Raw genomic sequence first — 23,209 nt, forward strand, 5'->3', positions numbered from 1 at the left:
GAGCAAACGATGAAGATTGATTTAACGGGCAAAGTTGCGCTGGTAACGGCGTCTACCGCCGGGATTGGATTTGCGATTGCGCGCGGGCTGGCGGAGAGCGGTGCGGAAGTGATCCTCAACGGCCGCAGCCAGGAGAGCGTGAACCAGGGCATTCAGCAGCTGCAGCAGGCGGTGCCGGGTGTAGAGGTGCGCGCCACTATCGCCGATCTCAGCACGCCTGAAGGCGTTGAATCAGTACTGAAAACCGCCGCGTCCGTGGATATCCTGGTTAATAATGCAGGCATCTATGGCCCGTCCGATTTCAGCGCCACCGACGACGCCACCTGGGATACGTACTGGCAGACCAACGTCATGTCCGGCGTTCGCCTGGCGCGTGCCCTGCTGCCGGGGATGGTGAAGAAGGGCTGGGGTCGGGTGGTCTTTATCTCTTCTGAATCGGCGCTTAACATTCCGGCGGATATGATCCACTACGGCGTGACCAAAACGGCGCAGCTCTCCCTGGCGCGCGGGCTGGCAAAATACGTGGCGGGCAGCGGCGTGACGGTCAACAGCGTGCTGCCGGGCCCAACGCTTTCCGACGGCTTTGCCGCCATGATGCAGAGCGAAATAGACAAAACCGGCAAATCGCTGGAGACGGTCGCCACCGAGTTTGTGAAAGCCAACCGTCCCACCTCAGTGATCCAGCGGGCCGCCACGGTGGATGAAGTCGCCAATATGGTGGTTTACGTCTGCTCAACTCAGGCCTCGGCGACCTCCGGCGCGGCGCTGCGCGTCGACGGTGGCGTGGTAGACGATATTGTATAACCCAGCGTGGAGACGCGTTATGCCTATGCAAATCTCACGCTGTGTGCTGGCCGCCCTGCTCTTCAGCGGAGCGGCTGCGGCAGCAGAGTACGGTGAACACCTGGAGGGTTTTAGCTACCCTTGGGAACTCAAAAAGTTTGATTTTCAGTCGCAGAAACAGCCGCTCAGCATGGGCTACATGGATCTTCAGGCGGATAAACCCAACGGTCATACGGTCGTGCTCCTGCACGGTAAAAACTTCTGCGCCGCCACCTGGGAGAAGACGATCCGCGTCCTGCACGATGCCGGGTATCGGGTCGTCGCCCCGGATCAGATTGGCTTCTGCACCTCTACCAAGCCCGCCAGCTATCAGTACAGCTTCCAGCAGCTGGCGCGCAATACCCATCAGCTGCTGGACTCGCTGGGGATCAAGAAAGCTACGGTGATAGGCCACTCTACCGGCGGGATGCTGGCCACCCGCTACGCCCTGATGTACCCGCAGCAGACCGAGAAGCTGGTGATGGTCAACCCCATCGGCCTTGAGGACTGGAAAGCCAAAGGCGTGCCCTACCGCAGCGTTGACGAATGGTATCAGCGGGAGCTAAAAACCAGCGCCCAGAGCATCAAAGCCTATGAGCAGAAGACCTACTACATGGGCAACTGGAAGCCGGAGTATGACAGGTGGGTCGATATGCTGGCCGGGCTAAGCAACGGGCCGGGTAAGGAGCGCGTAGCGTGGAACTCTGCCCTGCTCTACGACATGATCGCTACTCAGCCGGTAGTCTATGAGTTTAAGGATCTGCGGGTACCGACGACGCTGTTTATCGGCACCGGGGATACTACCGCCCCAGGCAGCGATACCGCGCCACCGGAGGTGAAAAAGGCCGTGGGTAACTATAGCGTGCTGGGCAAAGAGGCCGCGAAGCAGATCCCTGGCGCGACGCTGATAGAGTTTGACGGCATGGGCCACGCCCCGCAGATGGAAGATCCGGCGCGCTTCCACGCGGCATTGCTTAAAGATTTACGATCGTAATCTGGAGCGGGTGAGTTAAGGGAGTAAAATATGTTTTTTATCTGGACGCTGATACCCGCTCTGTACGTGATAGCGCGGTTTATTCTGCCGCTGTCGCTGCCGATGTGGGTACGCGCAGGATTGGCGCTGGTGCTGCTGGTGGCGGGCGAATTTCACCTGCTGGGCAAGCTGTTCTTCGGCAGTATGTTCTCCCCCGAATGGCCTGAGCCGGTGATGATCGCCCAGGGCTGGCTGTTTGGTTCTATCGTGATGTTTGCCGGGCTGCTGCTGGTGCGCGACGTCGTCGCCCTGCTACTGAAGTGGCTGCTGCGTAAGCGTCTGCCGCAAACCTCATCCGGCGTAGCGCTGATGGTGGTTGCGCTGGTGCTGTCGGGCATCGGCGTGAAACAGGCGATTGAGATCCCGGCGGTGCGCACCGTCGAGGTAAATTTCCCCGATCTGCCCCCCGCCTTTGAAGGTTTTAAAATTGTCCAGCTGACGGATATCCACGCCAGCCGCCTGCTGCCGAGGGCATGGGTAGAGCAGGTAGTGGCGAAAGCTAACCGGCTCAATCCTGACCTGGTGGTGCTGACCGGGGATATGTCCGACGGCACGGTGGACCGCCGCTTTAAGGATGTCGAGCCGCTCTCCCGGCTCCAGGCCAAAAGCGGTCTCTATGCCATTACCGGCAACCATGAGTACTACTTTGACTATGTCGGGTGGATGAAGATTTACCGCCAGCTGAAGATCCCTTTTCTGCAAAACAGCCACGTGCGCATTACGCGCGGCGATGAGTCTATCGTGCTGGCGGGCGTCAACGACGAAGCAGCCCAGCGCGTCGAGGAGACTGGCCCGGACCTTGAGCAGGCGCTAAAGGGCGTTCGTCCCGATGACAGCATTATCCTGCTCGATCACCGTCCGGGTTCGGCCCACGACAACGCCAGGCACAACGTGAAGCTACAGCTCTCCGGCCATACACACGGCGGGATGATCCGCGGGCTGGATCTGCTTGTCAGTCCGGCAAACAACGGCTTTGTCTCCGGGCGCTATCAGGTGGGGAATATGATCCTCTATGTCAGCAACGGCACGGGCCTGTGGAACGGCTTCCCGCTGCGGCTGGGTCACCCGTCGGAGATCACCGAGCTGATCCTGCACCGCAGCGCGGCTCGATGACTGTTATAAAATTGTAACAATAATTACTTAGTCTGACGGCGTCACTTTACTCTCTGGTTAACCAAAGGACGCCGTCGTGAGCAGACCGTTAAAATCCCTATTCAAAAAAGAACATAGCGAAGAGATCAGTAACCGCAGCGCCAACCCGGTATTTTCAGACGTCGCAAACGTCTTTCTCTCCCGCCGCCGCCTGTTGCAGATGGGCGTGGTCGCGGGCGCGGCGGTCTCCTTCCCGCTGCTGGTCAAACCCGAGTCGGCCTTTGCCGCCGTTGGCCGCCCTTCCGCACTGGCTAAGGCAGTCTCGCTGGGGTTCACCAGCATCCCCGTCTCTTCTGAAGATACGGTGATTGTGCCAGAGGGTTATATCGCACGGCCGTTCTATCGCTGGGGCGAGCCGGTGGGTCTGAAGGATGCGATGCCCGCGTTCAAGACCGACGGCAGCAACACTACCGACGAGCAGGCAGCCCAGGCGGGCATGCACCATGACGGCATGGCGTGGTTTAGCCTGCCGCAGGGCGGAGACAGTTCCGATCATGGCCTGCTGGCGATGAACCATGAGTACATTGATAACGGGATGCTGTTCAAGGATGGCGACGCCAACTGGGATCTCAACAAAGCCCGCAAGGGGCAGAACGCGATGGGCATCTCGGTTATCGAAGTGCAGAAGCGCGGCGAAGGCTGGCAGGTGGTGCGCCCCTCCTCATTCGCCCGCCGCATCACCGTTAACACCCCAATGCAGCTCACCGGTCCGGCGCGCCATCAGCCGCTGATGAAAACCGCCGCCGATCCGCAGGGGGAGCAGGTGCTGGGCACCATGCAGAACTGCGCCAACGGCCACACGCCGTGGGGAACCTACCTCACCTGCGAAGAGAACTGGTCCGATATTTTTGTGAAGAAGGCGGATCGCAACGCGCTGGAGAAGCGCTACGGCATTAGCGACAAAGATGACTCCTATCGCTGGAACGAGGTGGACGAGCGCTTCAGCGTGGATAAAACCCCGAACGAGCCGAACCGCTTTGGCTGGGTAGTGGAGATCGACCCTTACGATCCGACCTCCACACCGCGCAAGCATACGGCGCTGGGCCGCTTCAAGCACGAAGGGGCAATGGTCACCCTCGCCGCAGACAACCGCGTGGTGGTCTACATGGGCGACGACCAGAAGTTTGAGTACATCTACAAGTTTGTCTCGGACAAAAAGTACGATCCGGCTAACCGCCAATCCAGCATGGATCTGCTCACCTCTGGCACGCTCTACGTGGCGAAATTTAACGAGGACGGTAGCGGCAGCTGGCTCCCACTGGTCTTTGGCGAGAACGGTCTCGATCAGAGCCACGGCTTCGAAAGCCAGGGCGATATGCTGATCAAAACCCGTCTTGCCGCGGACGTTGTGGGCGCGACCAAAATGGACCGCCCCGAGTGGATCACCGTCGATCCGAACACCCCCGGCAGCGTCTACTGCACCCTGACCAACAACAGCGATCGCGGTAAAGAGGGCAAGGCCCCGGTAGATGCTGCCAACCCGCGCGCTAATAATCAGTTTGGTCACATCATGCACTGGCTGGAAGAGAACAACGATCCGGCGTCAGGGCGTTTTAAGTGGGATATTCTGGTGATGGCGGGCCGCACCGACGGCAACGATGCGCAGGCCAAAGGCTCCATGCAGGGAGCCGCGTTTGGTAGCCCAGATGGTCTCTCTTTCGACCATCGTGGCGTGCTGTGGATCCAGACCGACGTCTCCTCCAGCACCATTAACCAGAAAGCCTACGCTGATATGGGTAACAACCAGATGGTGGCTACCATTCCGGGCACCAACGAGTATCGTCGCTTCCTCACCGGGCCGCGCGGCTGCGAGATCACCGGCATCGCCTTTACGCCGGATAACCGGACGCTGTTTATTAATATTCAGCACCCTGGCGAAGTAGGCGATGGGATTACCGACCCGGCAAACCCGCGCGCGGTGTCGAACTGGCCGGATGCCGACCCCAACGGCCGCCCACGCTCATCAACGGTAGTCATTGTGAAGGCCGACGGCGGGCTGATAGGAAGCTAATACCGTCCCTGAGCTTGCTTTAACTGCTGTACCTGAACGCATTAAATTCCAGATGTGGCAACATGTCTGGAATTTTTACTCTTTGGGTAGAGAGGCATTTTTAGTGCCGCATCAACAAATGCCCTTTCTTCTTTATAAATTTATATGCTTTATAAGCGGGCCTAAGAGGCATAAATATATATAATATGATAACCCCAAAAAATAGAGTAATTGAATAAGATACAAGATTTTGTTGAGTGCCGTTGCATGCCGTATAGATCCACCCCAACACGAGTATCATTATGATTACTAAGGAAAAGATAAATCGCTTCCTTAGCTGAGAAAGCAGCCAATAGTACGGATAGCCTTCCTTTTCAGCATGTTGCCGAAGAGCTAAAACTTCTTTTCCTGTAAAGCCTTCTTTTAATAAAAGCCTTTCGACTTCAGCGCTATCCATGCTCGCTTCCACTTATCGGTTAATTGCTTTTTATACTATAACTACAGGTTTGATCTAATACCAGCCCGGATGAATACAGAATCTAAGTTATAATAACCGCCTGTTTGATGCCGTAAAGGAGACCCGCGAAATGGACATATCGATAAAAGAGAGCATTATCCCGATTATTTCCGCAACGGTGGCGATAATCTCCATGCTCATAGCCAGACGATCGCTGGCGCAGAGTAAGGTCAGCGCCCGTCTGGCCAGCTATAACGCGCGCGGCAGCTACGATGTTTTCCTGACAAAAGACAGCCGATTTAAACGCTCTTTTGGTGATGCAAATCACCAGGTCAAAATCTATAGTTCAGTGATGTCTGGCACTATCGATTTTGATTATGAAATCAATATTGTGGCAATAAACGGCGGTATTTACCGGGCGCAGCTGTTTGAAAATATAGAAAAGCGGGAATACATCGGGATCAGCACCACTGGCCCTGAGTTAAGAACCTCCATCCCTAAACACAGCCCGCCCAAAGAGTATGCTAATCAAGGCCGGGTCTCTTTTTATGGCACACCGCTCTTTCCCTACTTTTCCGCAGCAGGCCGCGAGGGTGATGCCGATGAGCAGGATGCCATCCAGCTTAACCGTTATCATCAGTATATTGAGATCAGTGATTTTTGCGGCAACACAGAAATTTGGTACCTGGCGTTTTCACTGCACCTCTCCAGGCAGGAAGGTGATTTTAATAAGGCGGAGGGGTGGCGAGCGCTCGCTAAAGACAGTATACCCTATAAATACTACCGGTTCGCCGCTGTCACCATCGTCTCCCCTAAAGACCTGCCGAAAAACCTTGATGCCGCACTGACCCCACAGCAAACGCTGGAGGAGATTAGGGGCAGTGAAGCGTCATGGCAGCCCTCAGCGCAGCTAAGCGAGGGTGGCTGGGAGGCGATGAATAATAAACTCAAGCTCTATGAGATGCGGGAGTACTACCGCTTCATTAAAAGGATTAAGGACAATTTATAATAAAAAAAAGCCGACGACATCGCTGCCGTCGGCTTTTTTCATGTCTGATGCAATCAGGCGTTATGCAGCTGCTGCCCGCAGGCGATCACGCTTGCCAGCAGAACTTTTACGTCCTCCAGGCAAACGACAGGGTTGAGCAGGGTCAGCTTCAGACAGGTGACGCCGTCAGCCTCCGTTACGCCCACGTTCGCCGCCCCGGAGGCCAGCAACGCATCGCCGATACGCTGGTTCAGCAGCGCAACGCCTGCGGTGTCGCCGTTTTGCGGACGGAAACGGAACAGCACGCTAGCCAGCTGCGGCTGCATGACCAGCTCCAGCTGCGGCTGCTCCACCACAAACTGCGCCACCTGCTGCGCCAGGGTCACACCGTTATCAATGATTTCGGCATACTGCTTTTTACCCAGCGCTTCCAGACCCATCCACAGCTTCAGGGCATCGAAACGGCGGGTGGTTTGCAGAGACTTGGATACCAGGTTTGGCACGCCCTGCTCTTCGTCGAAGTCAGAGTTCAGGTACGCCGCCTGGTAACGCATCAGCTGATAGTGACGCGCATCCTTCAGCAGGAACGCGCCACAGCTGATGGTCTGGAAGAACTGCTTGTGGAAGTCCAGCGTGACGGAGTCCGCGAGTTCCAGGCCGTTCAGGAAGTGACGATACTTCTCGGACAGCAGCAGTGCGCCACCCCAGGCTGCATCCACGTGCACCCAGATCTGCTCTTCAGCCGCCAGCGCGGCGATGTCAGCCAACGGATCGATCGCGCCTGCATCGGTAGTGCCGGCGGTGGCCACAATGGCCATCACCTGCTCACCGTTGGCTTTCGCCTGGGCCAGCTTCTCTTTGAGATCGTTGAGATCCATACGCGAGAATTGATCGGTTTTTACCAGCGTCACGGACTGGTAGCCCAGCCCCATCAGCGCCATGTTCTTCTGCACAGAGAAGTGTGCGTTTTCGGAACATAACACTTTAATTTTGCTGAGATTACCGGTCAGCCCGTGCTGCTGAACGGAGTGCCCCTGGCGAGCGAAAAAGGCATCGCGCGCCAGCATCAGGCCCATCAGGTTGCTCTGCGTACCGCCGCTGGTGAAGACCCCGGCGTCGCCCGCTGTGTAACCGACCTGCTCACGCAGCCACTCAATCAGCTTGATCTCAATGATGGTCGCCGACGGGCTCTGGTCCCAGGAGTCCATGCTCTGGTTGGTGGCGTTGATCAGCACTTCCGCCGCCTGGCTAATCACCAGGCTCGGACAGTGCAGATGCGCCACACACTGCGGATGGTGCACAGAGAGGCTGTCTTTGAGGAAATACTCCACGGCGCGCTCAATGGCGGCCTGGTTACCCAGGCCCTGAGCAGTAAACTCTAAATTGATGCGCTCACGAAGTTCCGCAACGGTTTTGCCCTGGTACATCTCAGGCTGCTTGAGCCACTGCACCACCGCTTGCGTACTCTGCTCAATCGCTTCCTGATAGGCGGCGATACTCTGCGCGGAACCAGAGAGAATCGGATTTAGATCAGACATGTGCTCATTTGCTCCGATTAAACAGGCTTCACGCCCGCGCTCAGCAGCGCGTTTTCAAATTTATCGAGGAAGATCCCCAGCTCTTCTTTGCTGATCAGCAGCGAAGGCAGCAGACGCAGTACGCAACCGCCACGGCCGCCGCGCTCAAGGATCAGGCCTGCTTCGAAACATTTTTTCTGCAGCAGCGCAGAGAGTTCGCCGTCCGCCGGGTAGCAGCCCATATGATCCTGCGCTTCCTGCGGTTTAACGATCTCAATACCGATCATCAGGCCCAGACCGCGTACGTGCCCGATCACCGGGAAGCGTTTCTGCATCTCAGCCAGCTGGCCCTTCAGCCATTCGCCCTGCTCAGCAACTTTATCGGCAATACGCTCCTCTTTCAGGATCTTAAGCGTGGTGAGGCCGGTGGCCATTGCCAGCTGGTTGCCACGGAACGTACCGGTATGGTGACCCGGTGCCCAGGCATCGAACTGCTTTTTAATGCCCAGCACGGCCAGCGGTAAACCGCCGCCTACCGCTTTGGACATCACGATAATGTCTGGCTCGATACCGGCGTGCTCAAAGGCGAAGAATTTACCGGTACGGGCAAAGCCCGCCTGAACTTCGTCAAGGATCAGCAGAATGCCGTGTTCCTGGGTGACTTTACGGATGCGTTGCAGCCACTCGGCCGGAGCCGGGTTCACGCCGCCTTCACCCTGCACCGCTTCGAGGATCACAGCAGCAGGTTTGCGCACGCCGCTCTCAACGTCGTTGATCAGGTTTTCGAAGTAGTAGGTCAGCGCTTTCACGCCAGCGTCGCCGCCGATACCCAGCGGGCAGCGGTACTGGTGCGGGTAAGGCATAAACTGCACTTCCGGCATCATGCCGTTAACCGCTTCTTTCGGCGACAGGTTACCGGTTACGGAGAGCGCGCCATGCGTCATGCCGTGGTAGCCGCCGGAGAAGCTGATCACGCCAGAACGGCCGGTCACTTTTTTTGCCAGCTTCAGCGCCGCTTCAACGGCATCCGCGCCGGAAGGGCCGGTGAACTGCAGGCAGTACTCTTTGCCCTGACCCGGCAGCAGCGAGAGCAGATAAGCAGAAAACTCATCTTTTAACGGCGTGGTCAGATCAAGCGTATGTAACGGTAAGCCACTGGTAAGGACACTTTGGATGCTTTGGATCACATCAGGGTGATTATGGCCCAGCGCCAGCGTTCCGGCGCCTGCAAGACAGTCAAGGTATTGTTTATTATCTGCATCGGTGATCCAGACGCCCTGCGCTTTGGTAATTGCTAATGGCAATTTACGCGGATAGCTTCTGACGTTGGATTCGAACTCAGCCTGTCTGGCGAGAAGGGTCTCATTGCTTTGCGGGAATGAATCAGCACTCAAAGAATCAATACGGACTTTATCCGTCATCATATCTCTCCTACAACCTGGAGTTGTTTCAACACCGGTTGAATAAGGGTTTAAGGGGGGGTAAAAATCGCGGCTAATATATGTGTTTTCAGCAGCGGACTCAATCTTTTATTTTTTGTGGGCTTTTATGTAAATTTCTATGAAAATCAATGACAAAAAATGTTTTCACACCGGTTTAACGTAAACGTTGAAGAAAATATCGATTCAGCGGGTTAAATCACTTACTATGCCCGCGTTTAAAATCCCAAACCTATAAGGAAGACCTTATTTAACTATTCATGCGATCCCACCCCGGTAACCTGTGAGAGGCAATAAGAGCAGGTTCCTGAGTTTTAAGTAGAAATGTTCGCGGGCGGACATTTCGTAAGGTGAAGACCTCTTCCCTTATGCCGAAATGAAAATTTTCATGCCATACCGATATGGCGCCCTGATATGAGATTGTTATGACTCACACTTATCCACACATCATCGTCGCTAAATTTGGCGGAACCAGCGTTGCTGACTTTGACGCGATGAGCCGCAGTGCCACCCTCGTTCTTGCTAATCAAAACGTTCGTCTGGTTGTGTTGTCTGCTTCCGCAGGCGTGACCAACCTGTTAGTCGAACTCGCTTCCGGTCTGGAAAGCCCCATTCGGCTGGACAAAATTGCGACCCTGCGCGCCCTGCAATACAACATTATTTCACGCCTGAAACAGCCAGACGCCATTGGTCAAGAGATTGACCGTTTGCTCGACAACATCAGCCGCCTGGCTGAAGACGCTGTCAATTCCCCTTCAGCCGCGCTGTGCGATGAGCTGGTCAGCCATGGAGAGATGATGTCCTCCCTGCTGTTTGTGGAAGTCTTGCGTGAACGTGAAGAAGTCGAGACGCAGTGGTTTGATGCGCGCAAAGTTATTCGCACCGATGATACGTTTGGCTGCGCCGTGCCGGCCATCGACGTCATTGCCGAGCAGGCGGAAAAACGCCTACGCCCGCGTATTGCTCAGGCGCTGATAGTGACCCAAGGCTTTATTGGCAGCGACGCGGCAGGGCATACCACCACGCTCGGTCGTGGCGGCAGTGACTACACCGCCTCCCTGCTGGCCGAAGCGCTTAATGCCTCACGTGTGGATATCTGGACCGATGTTGCCGGGATCTATACCACCGATCCCCGAATTGTGGCCCAGGCAAAACGTATTGATAACCTTTCGTTCTCCGAAGCCAGAGAGATGGCAACCCTGGGTGCGAAAGTGCTGCACCCGGCGACGCTGCTCCCCGCCATACGCAAAAATATTCCGGTATTCGTCGGGGCCAGCAATAATCCGTCAGCGGGCGGCACGCTGGTTCTTCGCGACGCGTTGGAACCCTCGCGCTATCGCGCTCTGGCTGTGCGCCGTCAGCAAACGCTGCTGACGCTATCCAGCCTGAACGCGCAGCCAACACACCGCTTTTTAGCTGAGACGTTTGCGATTTTATCGCGCCATGAAACGGCAATGGACCTGGTGACCACCTCGGAGACGAGCATCGCGCTGATCCTCAACTCTACCGGCTCGACCTCAGGCGAGGTCGATGCGCTGACTACTGCCCTGCTTACCGAGCTGTCGTCGCACTACCACGTTGAGATCGAGACCGGGCTGGCGCTCGTCTCGTTGATTGGCAACGCGCTGGCGAAGGAAGCCGCGGTGTGCAAAGAGGTCTTTGCCGCGCTGGAGACGCACGCCGTGCGCATGATTTGCCACGGGGCGTCCAACCAAAGCCTCGGTTTCCTGCTGCCAGCGGCATCTGCGGACAGCGCGGTGAAAGCGTTACACAGCAGGTTGTTGGAATAACGGCTAACGCGTTAGTTTTGTTCTACCAGCGCCTGTGCACAGGCCCAGGCGCTTGACCATGCCCACTGGAAGTTATACCCCCCCAGCCAGCCGGTAACGTCCATTACCTCACCGATAAAGTAGAGTCCCGGTACGTTGCGCGCCTCCATGGTACGCGACGACAGCGCGTGGGTATCGACACCGCCGAGCGTCACCTCTGCCGTGCGGTAGCCCTCGGTGCCGTTGGGCTGCACGCGCCAGCGGGTAAGGTTATCCACCAGAGTCTGCTGTTCACGGCTGTTAAGCTGCTTCAGGGTCACATCCGGGATCTGCCCAAGCTGCTGCAGACACTCAATAAGCCGTTTCGGCAGCTGCATCGCCAGGGTGTTCTTCAGACTCTGGTTCGGGTGAGCGGTGCGCTGGTCATTGAGGAACGCATCCAGATCGCACTCCGGCAGCATGTTGATAGTGACGAACTCGCCGGGCTGCCAGTAGCTGGAGATTTGCAGCACCGCCGGGCCGGAGAGGCCGCGATGGGTAAAGAGCAGGCTCTCACGGAACACGGTTCCGTCTTCTGCGGTGATGACCGAGGGCACCGACACGCCGGAGAGGAGCGACAGCTGCTCCAGCAGCGGCTTGTGCAGGGTGAACGGCACCAGACCCGCCCGCGTGGGCAGCACTTTCAGGCCAAACTGTTCGGCAATTTTATAGCCAAACGGCGATGCACCCAGGCCAGGCATCGACAGGCCGCCGCTGGCGATCACCAGCTTGTTGGTTATGACGCTTTCACCGTTGAGCTGTAGCGTATAGCCTGCGTCGTCGCGAGTGACGTCGAGCACTTCGCTGCGCAGACGGGTGGTGACATTGCCCTTTGTGCATTCTGCCACCAGCAGATCAACAATCTGCTGCGCGGAGTCATCGCAGAAAAGTTGGCCCAGCGTCTTCTCATGCCAGGCTATACCGTGCTTGCCGACCAGATCGATGAAATCCCACTGGGTATAGCGCGCCAGTGCAGATTTGCAAAAATGCGGGTTCTGGCTCAGATAGGCCGCCGGTTCGACATAAAGGTTAGTAAAGTTGCAGCGACCGCCGCCAGACATAAGAATTTTACGTCCGGGTTTCTTACCATTGTCCAGCAACAGTACCCGGCAGCCCGCCTGTCCGGCTATCGCCGCACAGAACATCCCCGCCGCGCCAGCCCCAATGATAACGGCATCAAACCTTTCCACACTGCATTCCTCTTCGCTAATCCGGCGCGGATTGTAAATTTTATGCGGTGGTCGCACCAGCGCAAATGGTGGCGAAAATGGTCATTTCGTTGAAATTTATGACATAATTATTTACGTACCGTTACATGCACAGGATAAATATCAAAAAAAAGCTATATTTCACTTTGCCCCGGCCGCGAATGTCCATGATAATGCGCGGCGTTCATGACCTCAAAAATGGCGTAACGTCCTATGTTACATTTGTTTGCTGGCCTGGATCTTCATACCGGGTTGTTATTACTTCTTGCTCTGGGTTTTGTGCTGTTCTACGAAGCGATTAATGGCTTCCACGATACAGCGAACGCAGTGGCAACCGTGATCTATACTCGCGCATTACGTTCGCAGATAGCGGTCGTCATGGCGGCACTCTTCAACTTCTTTGGCGTTCTGCTTGGCGGCCTGAGCGTAGCCTATGCCATCGTGCATATGTTACCGACGGATCTGCTATTAAACGTTGGCTCTGCCCACGGCCTTGCCATGGTCTTCTCCATGCTGCTGGCTGCCATCATCTGGAACCTGGGTACCTGGTACTTTGGGCTTCCGGCCTCCAGTTCACATACGCTCATCGGGGCAATCATCGGGATTGGTTTAACCAACGCGCTGATGACAGGGACCTCACTGGTGGATGCGCTGAACATCCCGAAAGTCCTGAATATCTTCGCTTCGCTGATCCTCTCGCCGATTGTCGGCCTGGTCTTTGCAGGCGGCCTGGTGTTTATCCTCCGTCGCTACTGGAGCAACACCAAGAAACGCGCCCGTATTCACCTCACTCCAGCCGAGCGTGAAAAGCAGGACGGCAAGAAAAAGCCGCCGTTCTGGACGCGTATCGCCCTGATCCTCTCTGCTATCGGCGTGGCCTTCTCTCACGGCGCGAACGACGGTCAGAAAGGCATTGGTTTGATTATGCTGGTCTTGATTGGCGTTGCCCCGGCAGGTTTCGTGGTGAACATGAATGCCTCCGGCTACGACATCACCCGTACCCGCGACGCGGTAAACAACGTTGAGACCTGGTTCCAACAGCATCCCGATCTGCTGCTAAAGGCCACCGGAGCCGATCCGGTGATCCCTACGCCCGAGCAGACCGTAGGCCCTAACGGCGAGTTCCACTGTCATGCAGGCCGTGCCGTCGTGGCGCTGGATCGCGCGAAAGCGATGCTGACCAATATCGAAAGCTATGACAAGCTACCGATTGAGCAGCGTAGCCAGCTGCGCCGGATCATGCTTTGCATCTCTGATATCACCGATAAGGTTGCCAAACAGCCGGAAGTCAGCGCTGACGACCAGCGTCTGCTGAAAAAGCTGAAAGGCGATATGCTGAGCACCATCGAGTATGCCCCGGTGTGGATCATCATGGCGGTAGCGCTGGCGCTGGGTCTGGGTACGATGATTGGCTGGCGTCGTGTTGCTACCACCATCGGCGAGAAGATCGGCAAGAAAGGCATGACCTATGCACAGGGGATGTCGGCCCAGCTCACCTCGGCCGTCTCTATCGGCCTGGCGAGCTATACCGGGATGCCGGTGTCGACCACCCACGTTCTCTCTTCGTCAGTGGCGGGAACGATGATCGTGGACGGCGGCGGTCTACAGCGTAAAACCGTGACCAACATCCTGATGGCCTGGGTGCTGACTCTGCCGGCAGCGATTTTCCTCTCCGGTGCGCTGTACTGGGTGGCGCTGCACCTGATTTAATCGGTAACAGGCATAAAAAAGCGGGCCACTCAGGCCCGCTTTTTTTATGTCTCTATTTCAGTGCCAAATCATCAGCGCAATCAGGCTGACCACCACCAGCCCACAGAGGGCGCTGGTTAAAACAAAGTGGCGACGGACCCGCTCACAGCGACGAATAAACTCATCGTCATGATGATCGCGATAGCGTTGAGCGTAGATATACCACACCAGACGCATCTGCTTACTGGGCTGGCCGTGCGAGGTAAAAAAGCCACCGCCATCCACATATTGATAGAGCAACGGATCGCAACCACGCAGGACAACCAACAGTGCGCGTAACGATGAGAAATAACGCGCCATGTTAACCACACAAACGATGCACAAAGCCCAAAACAGCGCGACAGTGCTGACCATACCCCCTCCCCGGCGACCGCCCACGAAGATAAACTCCAGGGCTGGCGCTCCCCGATTCCCGGCCAATGAGTTCTTTGAAGTGTGTACCAGAAGCCGACGTGGATCACAATTCTACATCCGAGCGGCTTATTTAATAGTGTAGGAGATCTGTTAATTATTTCGCCACATCATCGATCTATATCAATGCTATAGACGACATTTTTTGATGAGCTAAACCGTGACCCAGGACAATTGACGACGGGTTTAGGGCGTTATAAGGTAGAAATATCTTCTACAATTAGATCCTTAAGGCCGGGCATCCCCCGCGCAATGGCACGCAGGACGCGGGATAAGCCGCAGCGCGAAAGTGGCGGCTGAATCCAACGGTCATCGACAACTTATGGAAGGAGTAACATCATGGCTTACAAACATATCCTTATTGCGGTCGATCTCTCCCCAGAGAGCAAGGTACTGGTCGACAAAGCCGTCTCTATGGCGCGCCCGTACAATGCAAAAATCTCCCTGATTCATGTCGATGTAAACTACTCCGATCTCTACACCGGGCTTATCGACGTTAACCTGGGCGATATGCAGAAACGCATCTCTGAAGAGACCCACAACGCGCTGGCAGAACTCTCCACTAACGCAGGCTATCCGATTACCGAAACCCTGAGCGGCAGCGGCGATCTGGGCCAGGTGCTGGTCGACGCGATTAAGAAGTACGATATGGATCTGGTGGTCTGTGGCCACCATCAGGACTTCTGGAGCAAGCTGATGTCCTCTGCGCGCCAGCTGATCAACACCGTTCACGTTGATATGCTGATTGTTCCGCTGCGCGACGAAGATGACGAGTAAGCGTTCATCTGTAACGCCGGGCGGCGCTGCGCTTGCCCGGCCTACATATTTTACTCTGGTGTGCCGGGGTAAATATCAAACCGGTGGCCTTTGGTCACCACTGCGTTTTGCGTGGCAACGTCTGCCAGCGGTGGAGCGTAATCGGGGCGCTTCACGACCACGCGCCTGGTTGCCAGCGCGCGAGCAGGCACTAACAAACCATCAGCGTCCAGGTCCGGTCCTACCAGCGACTGAAAGACCCGCATCTCCTTTTTCACCAGCGCGCTCTTCTGCTTGTGCGGAAACATCGGATCGAGATAGACCACCTGCGGCCGCGGAGTGATGTCCGTCAGCGAGGTCAGGCTTGAAGCATGGATCAGCTGCAGGCGCTCCCGCAGCCACTCTCCAATCTCCGCATCGGCATAGCCGCGCGTCAGGCCATCTTCCAGCAGTGCCGCCACCACCGGGTTACGTTCCAGCATCCGTACCCGACAGCCAATGGACGCCAGTACGAAAGCATCGCGGCCTAATCCTGCGGTGGCATCGACGACGTCCGGCAGATAGCTGCCTTTAACGCCTACCGCCTTCGCGACCGCCTCGCCGCGACCGCCGCCAAATTTGCGCCGGTGCGCCATCGCCCCGGCAACAAAATCAACGAAAATGCCGCCAAGCTTTGGCTCATCGCGCTTGCGTAGCTCAAGATGCTCCGCCGTTAGCACCAGCGCCATCGGGTTGTCATCGTCATGTTGTAAGCCAAAACGGGACGCAAGACGCAATAAGGCACCGTCTCCGGTGCCTGTCTCATCTATTAAGCAGATTTTCACGCCGTGCTTAGCCCTTGATGCCGTAGTGCGCCAGCATCGCGTCCAGCTGCGGCTCACGGCCACGGAAACGCTTGAACAGCTCCATCGGCTCTTCTGAACCACCGCGGGTCAGAATGTGATCGAGGAAGTCCTGGCCCGTTTTGCGGTTGAAGATCCCCTCCTCCTCGAAACGGGAGTAGGCGTCCGCCGCCAGCACGTCGGCCCACAGGTAGCTGTAGTAGCCAGCCGCGTAGCCACCAGCAAAGATATGGCTGAAAGCGTGCGGGAAGCGTCCCCAGTTTGGACCCGGAATGACTGCCACCTGCGATTTGATCTCGGCCAGGGTTTCGAGAATTTTCGCCCCCTGCTCCGGGCTGAACTCGGCGTGCAGACGGAAATCAAACAGCCCGAACTCCAGCTGGCGCAGGATAAACAGCGCGGCCTGGTAGTTCTTCGCCGCCAGCATCTTATCCAGCAGGGCTTTCGGCAGCGGCTCGCCGGTTTCGTAGTGGCCGGAGATAAACGCCAGCGCGTCCGGCTCCCAGCACCAGTTTTCCATAAACTGGCTCGGCAGCTCCACGGCGTCCCATGGTACCCCGCTGATGCCCGCCACGCCTGGGACGGCGATCTGGGTCAGCATATGGTGCAGGCCGTGACCGAACTCGTGGAACAGGGTGATCACTTCATCGTGCGTGAACAGCGCCGGTTTGCCGCTCACCGGACGGTTGAAGTTACAGGTCAGGTAGGCAACCGGCTTTTGCAGCGAGCCGTCGGCTCTCAGCATCTGCCCGACGCAGTCGTCCATCCACGCCCCGCCGCGCTTGTTCTCACGGGCGTAGAGATCGAGATAGAAGCTACCGCGCAGTTCGTTGCTTTCGTCATACAGCTCGAAGAAACGTACGTCCTGATGCCAGACGTCGATATCCTTACGCTCTTTAGCCGTGATGCCGTAGATGCGCTTAACCACTTCGAACAGGCCGTTAACGGCTTTGTTCTCCGGGAAATAGGGGCGCAGCTGCTCATCGCTGATGCTGTAGAGGTGCTGCTTCTGTTTTTCGCTGTAGTAGGCGATATCCCACGGCTGCAGCTCATCTACGCCGAATTCCGCACGGGCGAAGGCTCGCAGCTGCTCCAGCTCTTTCTCACCCTGCGGACGGGCGCGTTTCGCCAGATCCATCAGGAAGTCCAGTACCTGCTGCGGATGCTCGGCCATCTTGGTGGCAAGAGATTTATGGGCATAGTTGTCGAAGCCCAGCAGCTGGGCCAGCTCGTGACGCAGAGCAAGGATCTCCGCCATCACCGGGCTGTTATCCCATTTGCCCGCATTCGGCCCCTGGTCGGAGGCGCGGGTGCTGTAGGCGCGGTAGAGCTCTTCGCGCAGGGCCTGGTTATCGCAGTAGGTCATCACCGGCAGATAGCTCGGGATGTCGAGCGTCAACAACCAGCCCTCTTGCTCTTTGGCCTGCGCCTGAGCCTGGGCCTGCGCCAGGGCGCTCTCCGGCATACCGGACAGCTCAGACTCATCGGTAATTAGCTTGCTCCAGCCCATGGTGGCGTCGAGCACGTTGTTGCTGTAGGTAGAGCCCAGCTCAGAGAGGCGAGCGGCAATTTCACCGTAGCGTTTCTGCTTCTCTTTCGGCAGGCCAATGCCGGACAGTTCAAAATCGCGCAGGGCGTTATCCACCGCTTTCATCTGCGCCAGATCCAGGACGGTATAGGCCTCGCCTTCGCGCAGGTTACGATAGGCCTGGTAAAGACCCTCGTGCTGTCCCACCCAGGTGCTGTACTCAGAGAGCAGCGGCAGCGTCTGCTCATAGGCTTCACGCAGCTCCGGGCTGTTCTGCACCGAGTTCAGGTGGCTGATGGGTGAGAAGATACGACCCAGGCGATCGTCCACCTCGGCCAGCGGCTGGCAGAGATTGTCCCAGGTATAGGGTGCGCCCTGGGCTACCACGCGCTCTACCGCCTCGCGGCAATCCTCCAGCGCTTTCGTCACGGCGGGAACCACATGCTCAGGTTTAATCTGGGAAAACGGCGGCAAGTCGAAGGGCGTCAGTAATGGATTGGTCATAAGCGCTGTCCTGTAGAAATAATCGCAAGCGCTCGGGCGGCGCTCGTTCCTGTAAGGTCTAGGATGGGGTTTAGTGTAGTTAATTTCAATGCCGTCCGTTGCGCTTTTGCGCCCTGGCAACGGCACCGCTGCGGTAATTTGCCGCAATCTGCGGTAAACTATCGACTATCTGTTTTTACTTCCCAGGATTGTTCCTTCCATGCTCAGTTATCGCCACAGCTTCCACGCCGGCAACCATGCCGACGTATTAAAACACACCGTTCAGAGCCTGATTATTGAATCGCTGAAAGAGAAGGAGAAACCTTTTCTCTATCTGGATACCCACGCAGGCGCGGGGCGTTATCAGCTGAGCAGCGAGCATGCCGAGCGCACCGGTGAGTACCTGGAAGGTATCGCCCGCATCTGGCAGCAGGACGATCTGCCTGCCGAGCTGGAGCCGTACATTAGCGTGGTAAAGCACTTCAACCGTAGCGGCCAGCTGCGCTACTACCCTGGCTCGCCGCTGATCGCCCGCCAGATGCTGCGCGAGCAGGACAGCCTGCAGCTGACCGAGCTGCACCCAAGCGATTTTCCGCTGCTGCGCTCAGAGTTCCAGAAAGATAGCCGCACCCGCGTCGAACGTGCCGACGGCTACCAGCAGTTGAAGTCCAAGCTGCCGCCGGTATCACGCCGGGGTCTGATCCTGATCGACCCGCCTTACGAAATTAAAAGCGACTACCAGGCGGTGGTACAGGGCATCAATGAAGGCTATAAGCGCTTTGCAACCGGCACCTATGCGCTGTGGTATCCGGTGGTGATGCGCGCGCAGATCAAGCGCATGTTAAAAGAGCTGGAAGCCACCGGCATCCGCCGTATTTTGCAGATTGAGCTGGCGGTACGCCCGGACAGCGACCAGCGGGGCATGACCGCCTCCGGCATGATTGTGATCAACCCACCGTGGAAGCTGGAGCAGCAGATGAACAGCGTGCTGCCGTGGCTGCACAGCAAGCTGGTTCCGGCTGGCATTGGCCACACGCTGGTGAACTGGGTTGTACCCGAGTAATCACAGCCATCGGTGGAACCTTAAGGGCATCGCGTTACACTCTAAGCAAAAATTCATTAAGGAAACGTTATGACTAAGCACTACGACTACATCGCCATTGGTGGCGGCAGCGGCGGTATTGCGTCTATTAACCGTGCGGCCATGTATGGCCAAAAATGCGCCCTGATTGAAGCGAAGGAGCTGGGCGGAACCTGCGTGAACGTAGGCTGCGTGCCGAAAAAAGTGATGTGGCATGCCTCGCAGATTGCCGAAGCGGTCAACCTCTACGGCGCGGACTACGGCTTTGACGCCACCATCAACAACTTTGACTGGCAGCGCCTGGTGGCCAGCCGCACAGCCTATATCGATCGCATCCACAGCTCCTATGAGAACGTGCTGGGTAAAAACAACGTGGATGTGATCCGCGGCTTTGCTCGCTTTGTCGATGCTAAAACCGTTGAGGTTAACGGCGAGACCCTCACCGCCGACCATATTCTGATCGCCACCGGTGGGCGTCCGAGCTACCCGGATATTCCCGGCGCAGAGCACGGTATCGACTCCGACGGCTTCTTTGAGCTTACCGCCCTGCCGAAGCGCGTTGCGGTTGTTGGCGCAGGCTATATCGCCGTTGAGCTGGCAGGCGTGCTGCACGGACTGGGCGCAGAGACGCACCTGTTTGTGCGTAAACATGCCCCGCTGCGCAGCTTCGATCCGCTGATCGTCGAGACGCTGGTTGAGACCATCATGGCTGACGGTCCGTCGCTGCATACCCATGCCACGCCGAAAGCAGTGGTGAAAAACGGCGATGGCAGCCTGACGCTGGAGCTGGAAGATGGCCGTAGCGAGACCGTTGACTGCCTGATCTGGGCGATTGGTCGCGAACCCGCCAATGACACCTTCAACCTGGAAGCAACCGGGGTGAAAACCAACGACAAAGGCCACATCATCGTCGATAAGTTCCAGAACACCAACGTTTCAGGGATCTATGCAGTAGGTGATAACACCGGTGCGGTTGAGCTGACGCCGGTTGCAGTGGCGGCAGGCCGTCGTCTTTCCGAGCGCCTGTTCAACAACAAGCCGGACGAGCATCTGGACTACAGCAATATTCCTACCGTGGTCTTTAGCCATCCGCCTATCGGCACCGTAGGTCTGACCGAGCCGCAGGCGCGCGAGCAGTACGGTGACGACCAGGTGAAGGTCTACACCTCCTCCTTTACCGCCATGTATACCGCCGTCACCCTGCATCGTCAGGCGTGCCGAATGAAGCTGGTCTGCGTTGGTCCGGAAGAGAAGATTGTCGGCATTCACGGCATCGGCCAGGGCATGGACGAGATCCTGCAGGGCTTCGCCGTTGCGCTGAAGATGGGCGCAACCAAGAAAGACTTTGATAACACCGTGGCAATCCACCCAACGGCGGCGGAAGAGTTTGTGACGATGCGTTAAGGGTCTTTAAAAACGCTGGGATCGTAGGCCTGATAAGCGTAGTGCTATCAGGCCTCGTTCGTATTGCCGGGTGGCGGCTAAAGCCTTACCCAGCCTACGTTGTTTCAGTGCGCACGCTGCTGAAACCCCTTTCTTGCTCCCCTGGCCCGGAGTATGATCTCAGTTAAAACCATTCTCAGTTACAACAATAAGATTACAGCTCAGGGGAAAGCGATGGACTATCGTTGGTTAGACGCCTTACATATCATGGCAGGCGTGATTTGGCTGGGCGGCATCTTTATGATGGCAGCAATCGTTGCGGCATGGTCGCAGAGCCGCAGCGCGGTGGCTAAAGGGGAGAGCAACCCCCTGTTAGAGTATGTGCGCCGCTGGAACCGGTTCGTCACTTCACCGGCCATGATTTTGCTGTGGGCCCTGGGTATTGCCCTAATGTTAAAGGGTGACTGGCTGCTGCCGCTGTGGCTGGGCATCAAGCTGGCGGTGCTGGTGTTCCTCTCGGCGGTGCACGGCATCCTGTCAGGGTCGCTGCGCAGACTGGCAACCGGTGAAACCGCTACCGTGTCCCTGCTGGCACGCAACGCTGCCTGGCTTACCCTGGTGGCCGTTATCGTCGTTGTGGCTTTAGCAGTGGTGAAACCGTTTAGCGGCTAAACGTTATCTTGAATGCTCTGAAAATGCAGTCTGTTTAGTCAGGCTGCAATGTCACAATTTTATATTTAAAAACAAACCGTTACCCTACATCCCTTTACAAATTGCCGCTTGTAATTGTGATCTTGCGCCCACTTTGCACTTCAATACTCATATCAAATGTCTAAACTTTAGACTTAAATAATTACCGGGAAAATACCCGCCATTTTTTACGACGCCATCCGGAGGTCGCCACAGCTATGTTCAACCAGAAAATTAAGTTTGCTGATTCTGTTGAGTTCGAGATCGATGAAAAGATCTGTTACGAGACCGATCCGCGCGAATTAAAACTGGATAAAATGATCGAGGCGGAACCGGAACCGGAGATGATCGAGGGGATGCCCGCTTCTGACGCGCTGACCCCTGCCGATCGCTATCTGGAACTGTTTGAGCAGGTACAGTCATCGGGTCTCTTTGCCGACAGCAAAACCTTTCCTGACTGTGCGCCAAGAATGGATCCGCTGGATATCCTGATCCGCTATCGTCGTATCAAACGCAGGCCTGACTTTGACCTGCGCCTGTTTATTACACGACACTTCTGGCTGCCGCAGCAGATGGATAGCCAGTATGTCTCTAATCCAGAAAACTCGCTGAAAGAGCACATCGACCAGCTGTGGCCGGTGCTGACCCGCGAGCCGCAGGATCACATTCCCTGGTCGTCGCTGCTGGCACTGCCGCAGGCCTATATCGTGCCCGGCGGCCGGTTTAGCGAAACCTACTATTGGGACTCCTACTTCACCATGCTGGGGCTGGCCGAAAGTGGCCGAAACGATCTGCTGAAGTGTATGGCGGATAACTTTGCGTGGATGATTGAGAATTATGGCCACATCCCGAACGGCAACCGTACCTACTACCTCAGCCGCTCCCAGCCACCGGTGTTTGCGCTGATGGTGGAGCTGTTTGAAGAGGACGGTGTGCGCGGGGCGAAACGCTACTATGAGCACCTGCTGATGGAGTACGCCTTCTGGATGGACGGTTCTGAATCGCTGAACCTCAATCAGGCCTACCGCCATGCGGTTCGCATGCCCGACGGCTCCCTGCTCAACCGCTACTGGGACGATCGTGATACGCCTCGGGATGAATCATGGATCGAAGACGTGGAAACGGCGAAGCACTCGGGACGTCCACCGAGTGAGGTCTACCGCGATCTGCGCGCAGGGGCGGAATCCGGCTGGGACTACTCCTCCCGCTGGCTGCGCGATACCCAGCGTCTGGCCAGTATCCGCACCACGCAGTTTATCCCTATCGATCTGAACGCCTTCCTGTTCAAGCTCGAGAGCACTATTGCTAACCTCTCCGGGCTGAAAGGCGACCGTGAGGGCGAGGCCATGTTCCGCCAGCGCGCCAGCGATCGTCGGGCGGCGGTGAACCGTTACCTGTGGGACGAAGAGAAAGGCTGCTATCGCGACTATGACTGGCGACGTGGCGAGCAGGCGCTGTTCTCGGCAGCGAGCATCGTGCCGCTCTACGTCGGTATGGTCACCCATGAGCAGGCCGATCGGATAGCCGTTGCGGTGCGCGAACGTCTGCTGACCCCAGGCGGTATGATGGCTACGGAGTATGAGACCGGTGAGCAGTGGGATAAACCCAACGGCTGGGCACCGCTGCAGTGGATGGCCATTCAGGGCTTTAAGCTCTACGGCAACGATGAGCTTGGGGATCAGATTGCCCATAGCTGGCTCAATACCGTTAACGGCTTCTATCAGCAGCACCACAAACTGATCGAGAAGTACCATATCGCCAGCGGCACGCCACGCGAGGGTGGCGGCGGTGAGTATCCGTTGCAGGACGGCTTTGGCTGGAGTAACGGCGTAATACGCCGTCTGATTGGACTGTACGGGGAGCCATAGCGCC

19 protein-coding genes are annotated in these 23,209 nt (G+C 56.8%); 12 read left to right on the forward strand and 7 right to left on the reverse strand.

The window, feature by feature from the left end:
* Positions 1 to 9 precede the first annotated feature (9 nt).
* From NR795_RS16105 to NR795_RS16120, 4 genes are all read left to right on the forward strand, one after another.
* Positions 10 to 804: an SDR family NAD(P)-dependent oxidoreductase gene (locus tag NR795_RS16105; RefSeq protein WP_144817982.1), complete on the forward strand. Its 795-nt coding sequence runs from the start codon at positions 10 to 12 to the stop codon at positions 802 to 804.
* Between the two features lie 19 nt (positions 805 to 823).
* Positions 824 to 1,816, forward strand: a complete 993-nt coding sequence (locus NR795_RS16110) for an alpha/beta fold hydrolase (protein ID WP_257758727.1) — start codon at positions 824 to 826, stop codon at positions 1,814 to 1,816.
* 30 nt (positions 1,817 to 1,846) lie between these two features.
* Positions 1,847 to 2,968 (forward strand): metallophosphoesterase, encoded by a 1,122-nt coding sequence (locus tag NR795_RS16115; protein ID WP_144817980.1) that lies wholly within the window; start codon positions 1,847 to 1,849, stop codon positions 2,966 to 2,968.
* 76 nt (positions 2,969 to 3,044) lie between these two features.
* Positions 3,045 to 5,018: a PhoX family phosphatase gene (locus NR795_RS16120; protein WP_257758728.1), complete on the forward strand. Its 1,974-nt coding sequence runs from the start codon at positions 3,045 to 3,047 to the stop codon at positions 5,016 to 5,018.
* Positions 5,019 to 5,118: 100 nt separating this feature from the next.
* On the opposite strand, the gene NR795_RS16125 is transcribed toward NR795_RS16120, so the two are convergent.
* Positions 5,119 to 5,454 (reverse strand): hypothetical protein, encoded by a 336-nt coding sequence (locus NR795_RS16125; RefSeq protein WP_257758729.1) that lies wholly within the window; start codon positions 5,452 to 5,454, stop codon positions 5,119 to 5,121.
* A 193-nt stretch (positions 5,455 to 5,647) separates the two neighbouring features.
* Here NR795_RS16125 and NR795_RS16130 point away from each other — a divergent pair, with 193 nt between their 5' ends.
* Entirely contained in the window at positions 5,648 to 6,463 is an 816-nt protein-coding gene (locus tag NR795_RS16130; protein ID WP_257758730.1) for a hypothetical protein, read from the forward strand.
* A 53-nt stretch (positions 6,464 to 6,516) separates the two neighbouring features.
* Here NR795_RS16130 and NR795_RS16135 read toward each other — a convergent pair whose 3' ends face one another.
* Both NR795_RS16135 and NR795_RS16140 read right to left on the reverse strand, forming a co-directional pair.
* Positions 6,517 to 7,980, reverse strand: coding sequence for an aspartate aminotransferase family protein (locus tag NR795_RS16135; protein WP_144817974.1), 1,464 nt, complete (start codon positions 7,978 to 7,980; stop codon positions 6,517 to 6,519).
* A gap of 17 nt (positions 7,981 to 7,997) precedes the next feature.
* Positions 7,998 to 9,383 (reverse strand): diaminobutyrate--2-oxoglutarate transaminase, encoded by a 1,386-nt coding sequence (locus NR795_RS16140; RefSeq protein WP_257758732.1) that lies wholly within the window; start codon positions 9,381 to 9,383, stop codon positions 7,998 to 8,000.
* 440 nt (positions 9,384 to 9,823) lie between these two features.
* On the opposite strand from NR795_RS16140, the gene lysC reads away from it, so the two are divergent.
* Positions 9,824 to 11,188, forward strand: coding sequence for a lysine-sensitive aspartokinase 3 (gene lysC / locus NR795_RS16145; RefSeq protein WP_257758733.1), 1,365 nt, complete (start codon positions 9,824 to 9,826; stop codon positions 11,186 to 11,188).
* A gap of 11 nt (positions 11,189 to 11,199) precedes the next feature.
* Here lysC and NR795_RS16150 read toward each other — a convergent pair whose 3' ends face one another.
* Positions 11,200 to 12,396 (reverse strand): NAD(P)/FAD-dependent oxidoreductase, encoded by a 1,197-nt coding sequence (locus NR795_RS16150; RefSeq protein WP_257758734.1) that lies wholly within the window; start codon positions 12,394 to 12,396, stop codon positions 11,200 to 11,202.
* Positions 12,397 to 12,627: 231 nt separating this feature from the next.
* Here NR795_RS16150 and pitA point away from each other — a divergent pair, with 231 nt between their 5' ends.
* Positions 12,628 to 14,124: an inorganic phosphate transporter PitA gene (gene pitA / locus NR795_RS16155; protein ID WP_144817970.1), complete on the forward strand. Its 1,497-nt coding sequence runs from the start codon at positions 12,628 to 12,630 to the stop codon at positions 14,122 to 14,124.
* Positions 14,125 to 14,181: 57 nt separating this feature from the next.
* Here the strand turns inward: pitA and uspB are convergent, their stop codons facing one another.
* The gene (gene uspB / locus NR795_RS16160) at positions 14,182 to 14,517 is read right to left on the reverse strand and encodes a universal stress protein UspB (protein ID WP_042394150.1); all 336 of its coding nucleotides are present in this window, start codon (positions 14,515 to 14,517) and stop codon (positions 14,182 to 14,184) included.
* 396 nt (positions 14,518 to 14,913) lie between these two features.
* On the opposite strand from uspB, the gene uspA reads away from it, so the two are divergent.
* Positions 14,914 to 15,351, forward strand: a complete 438-nt coding sequence (gene uspA, locus NR795_RS16165; RefSeq protein ID WP_103820396.1) for a universal stress protein UspA — start codon at positions 14,914 to 14,916, stop codon at positions 15,349 to 15,351.
* Positions 15,352 to 15,401: 50 nt separating this feature from the next.
* Here the strand turns inward: uspA and rsmJ are convergent, their stop codons facing one another.
* Both rsmJ and prlC read right to left on the reverse strand, forming a co-directional pair.
* A complete protein-coding gene (rsmJ, locus tag NR795_RS16170) occupies positions 15,402 to 16,154 on the reverse strand; it encodes a 16S rRNA (guanine(1516)-N(2))-methyltransferase RsmJ (RefSeq protein WP_257758735.1) in 753 nt (250 codons plus the stop codon).
* Positions 16,155 to 16,161: 7 nt separating this feature from the next.
* Complete coding sequence (gene prlC, locus NR795_RS16175) at positions 16,162 to 18,204, reverse strand: oligopeptidase A (protein WP_222889311.1); 2,043 nt, start codon at positions 18,202 to 18,204, stop codon at positions 16,162 to 16,164.
* 199 nt (positions 18,205 to 18,403) lie between these two features.
* On the opposite strand from prlC, the gene NR795_RS16180 reads away from it, so the two are divergent.
* The 4 genes from NR795_RS16180 (at position 18,404) to NR795_RS16195 (ending at position 23,205) form a co-directional block, all read left to right on the forward strand.
* A complete protein-coding gene (locus tag NR795_RS16180) occupies positions 18,404 to 19,246 on the forward strand; it encodes a 23S rRNA (adenine(2030)-N(6))-methyltransferase RlmJ (protein ID WP_144817967.1) in 843 nt (280 codons plus the stop codon).
* 69 nt (positions 19,247 to 19,315) lie between these two features.
* On the forward strand, positions 19,316 to 20,668 hold the full coding sequence (gorA, locus tag NR795_RS16185) for a glutathione-disulfide reductase (RefSeq protein WP_257758736.1): 1,353 nt from the start codon (positions 19,316 to 19,318) through the stop codon (positions 20,666 to 20,668).
* A 153-nt stretch (positions 20,669 to 20,821) separates the two neighbouring features.
* Positions 20,822 to 21,319 carry a CopD family protein gene (locus NR795_RS16190; protein ID WP_257758737.1) on the forward strand — a complete coding sequence of 166 codons (498 nt, stop codon included), beginning with the start codon at positions 20,822 to 20,824 and terminating at the stop codon, positions 21,317 to 21,319.
* Positions 21,320 to 21,555: 236 nt separating this feature from the next.
* Positions 21,556 to 23,205, forward strand: a complete 1,650-nt coding sequence (locus NR795_RS16195; protein ID WP_257758739.1) for an alpha,alpha-trehalase — start codon at positions 21,556 to 21,558, stop codon at positions 23,203 to 23,205.
* Positions 23,206 to 23,209: the final 4 nt, after the last annotated feature.

Origin of the sequence: Pseudescherichia sp. L3 (assembly GCF_024656065.1) — a bacterium.
Classification (GTDB): Bacteria; Pseudomonadota; Gammaproteobacteria; order Enterobacterales; family Enterobacteriaceae; genus Pseudescherichia.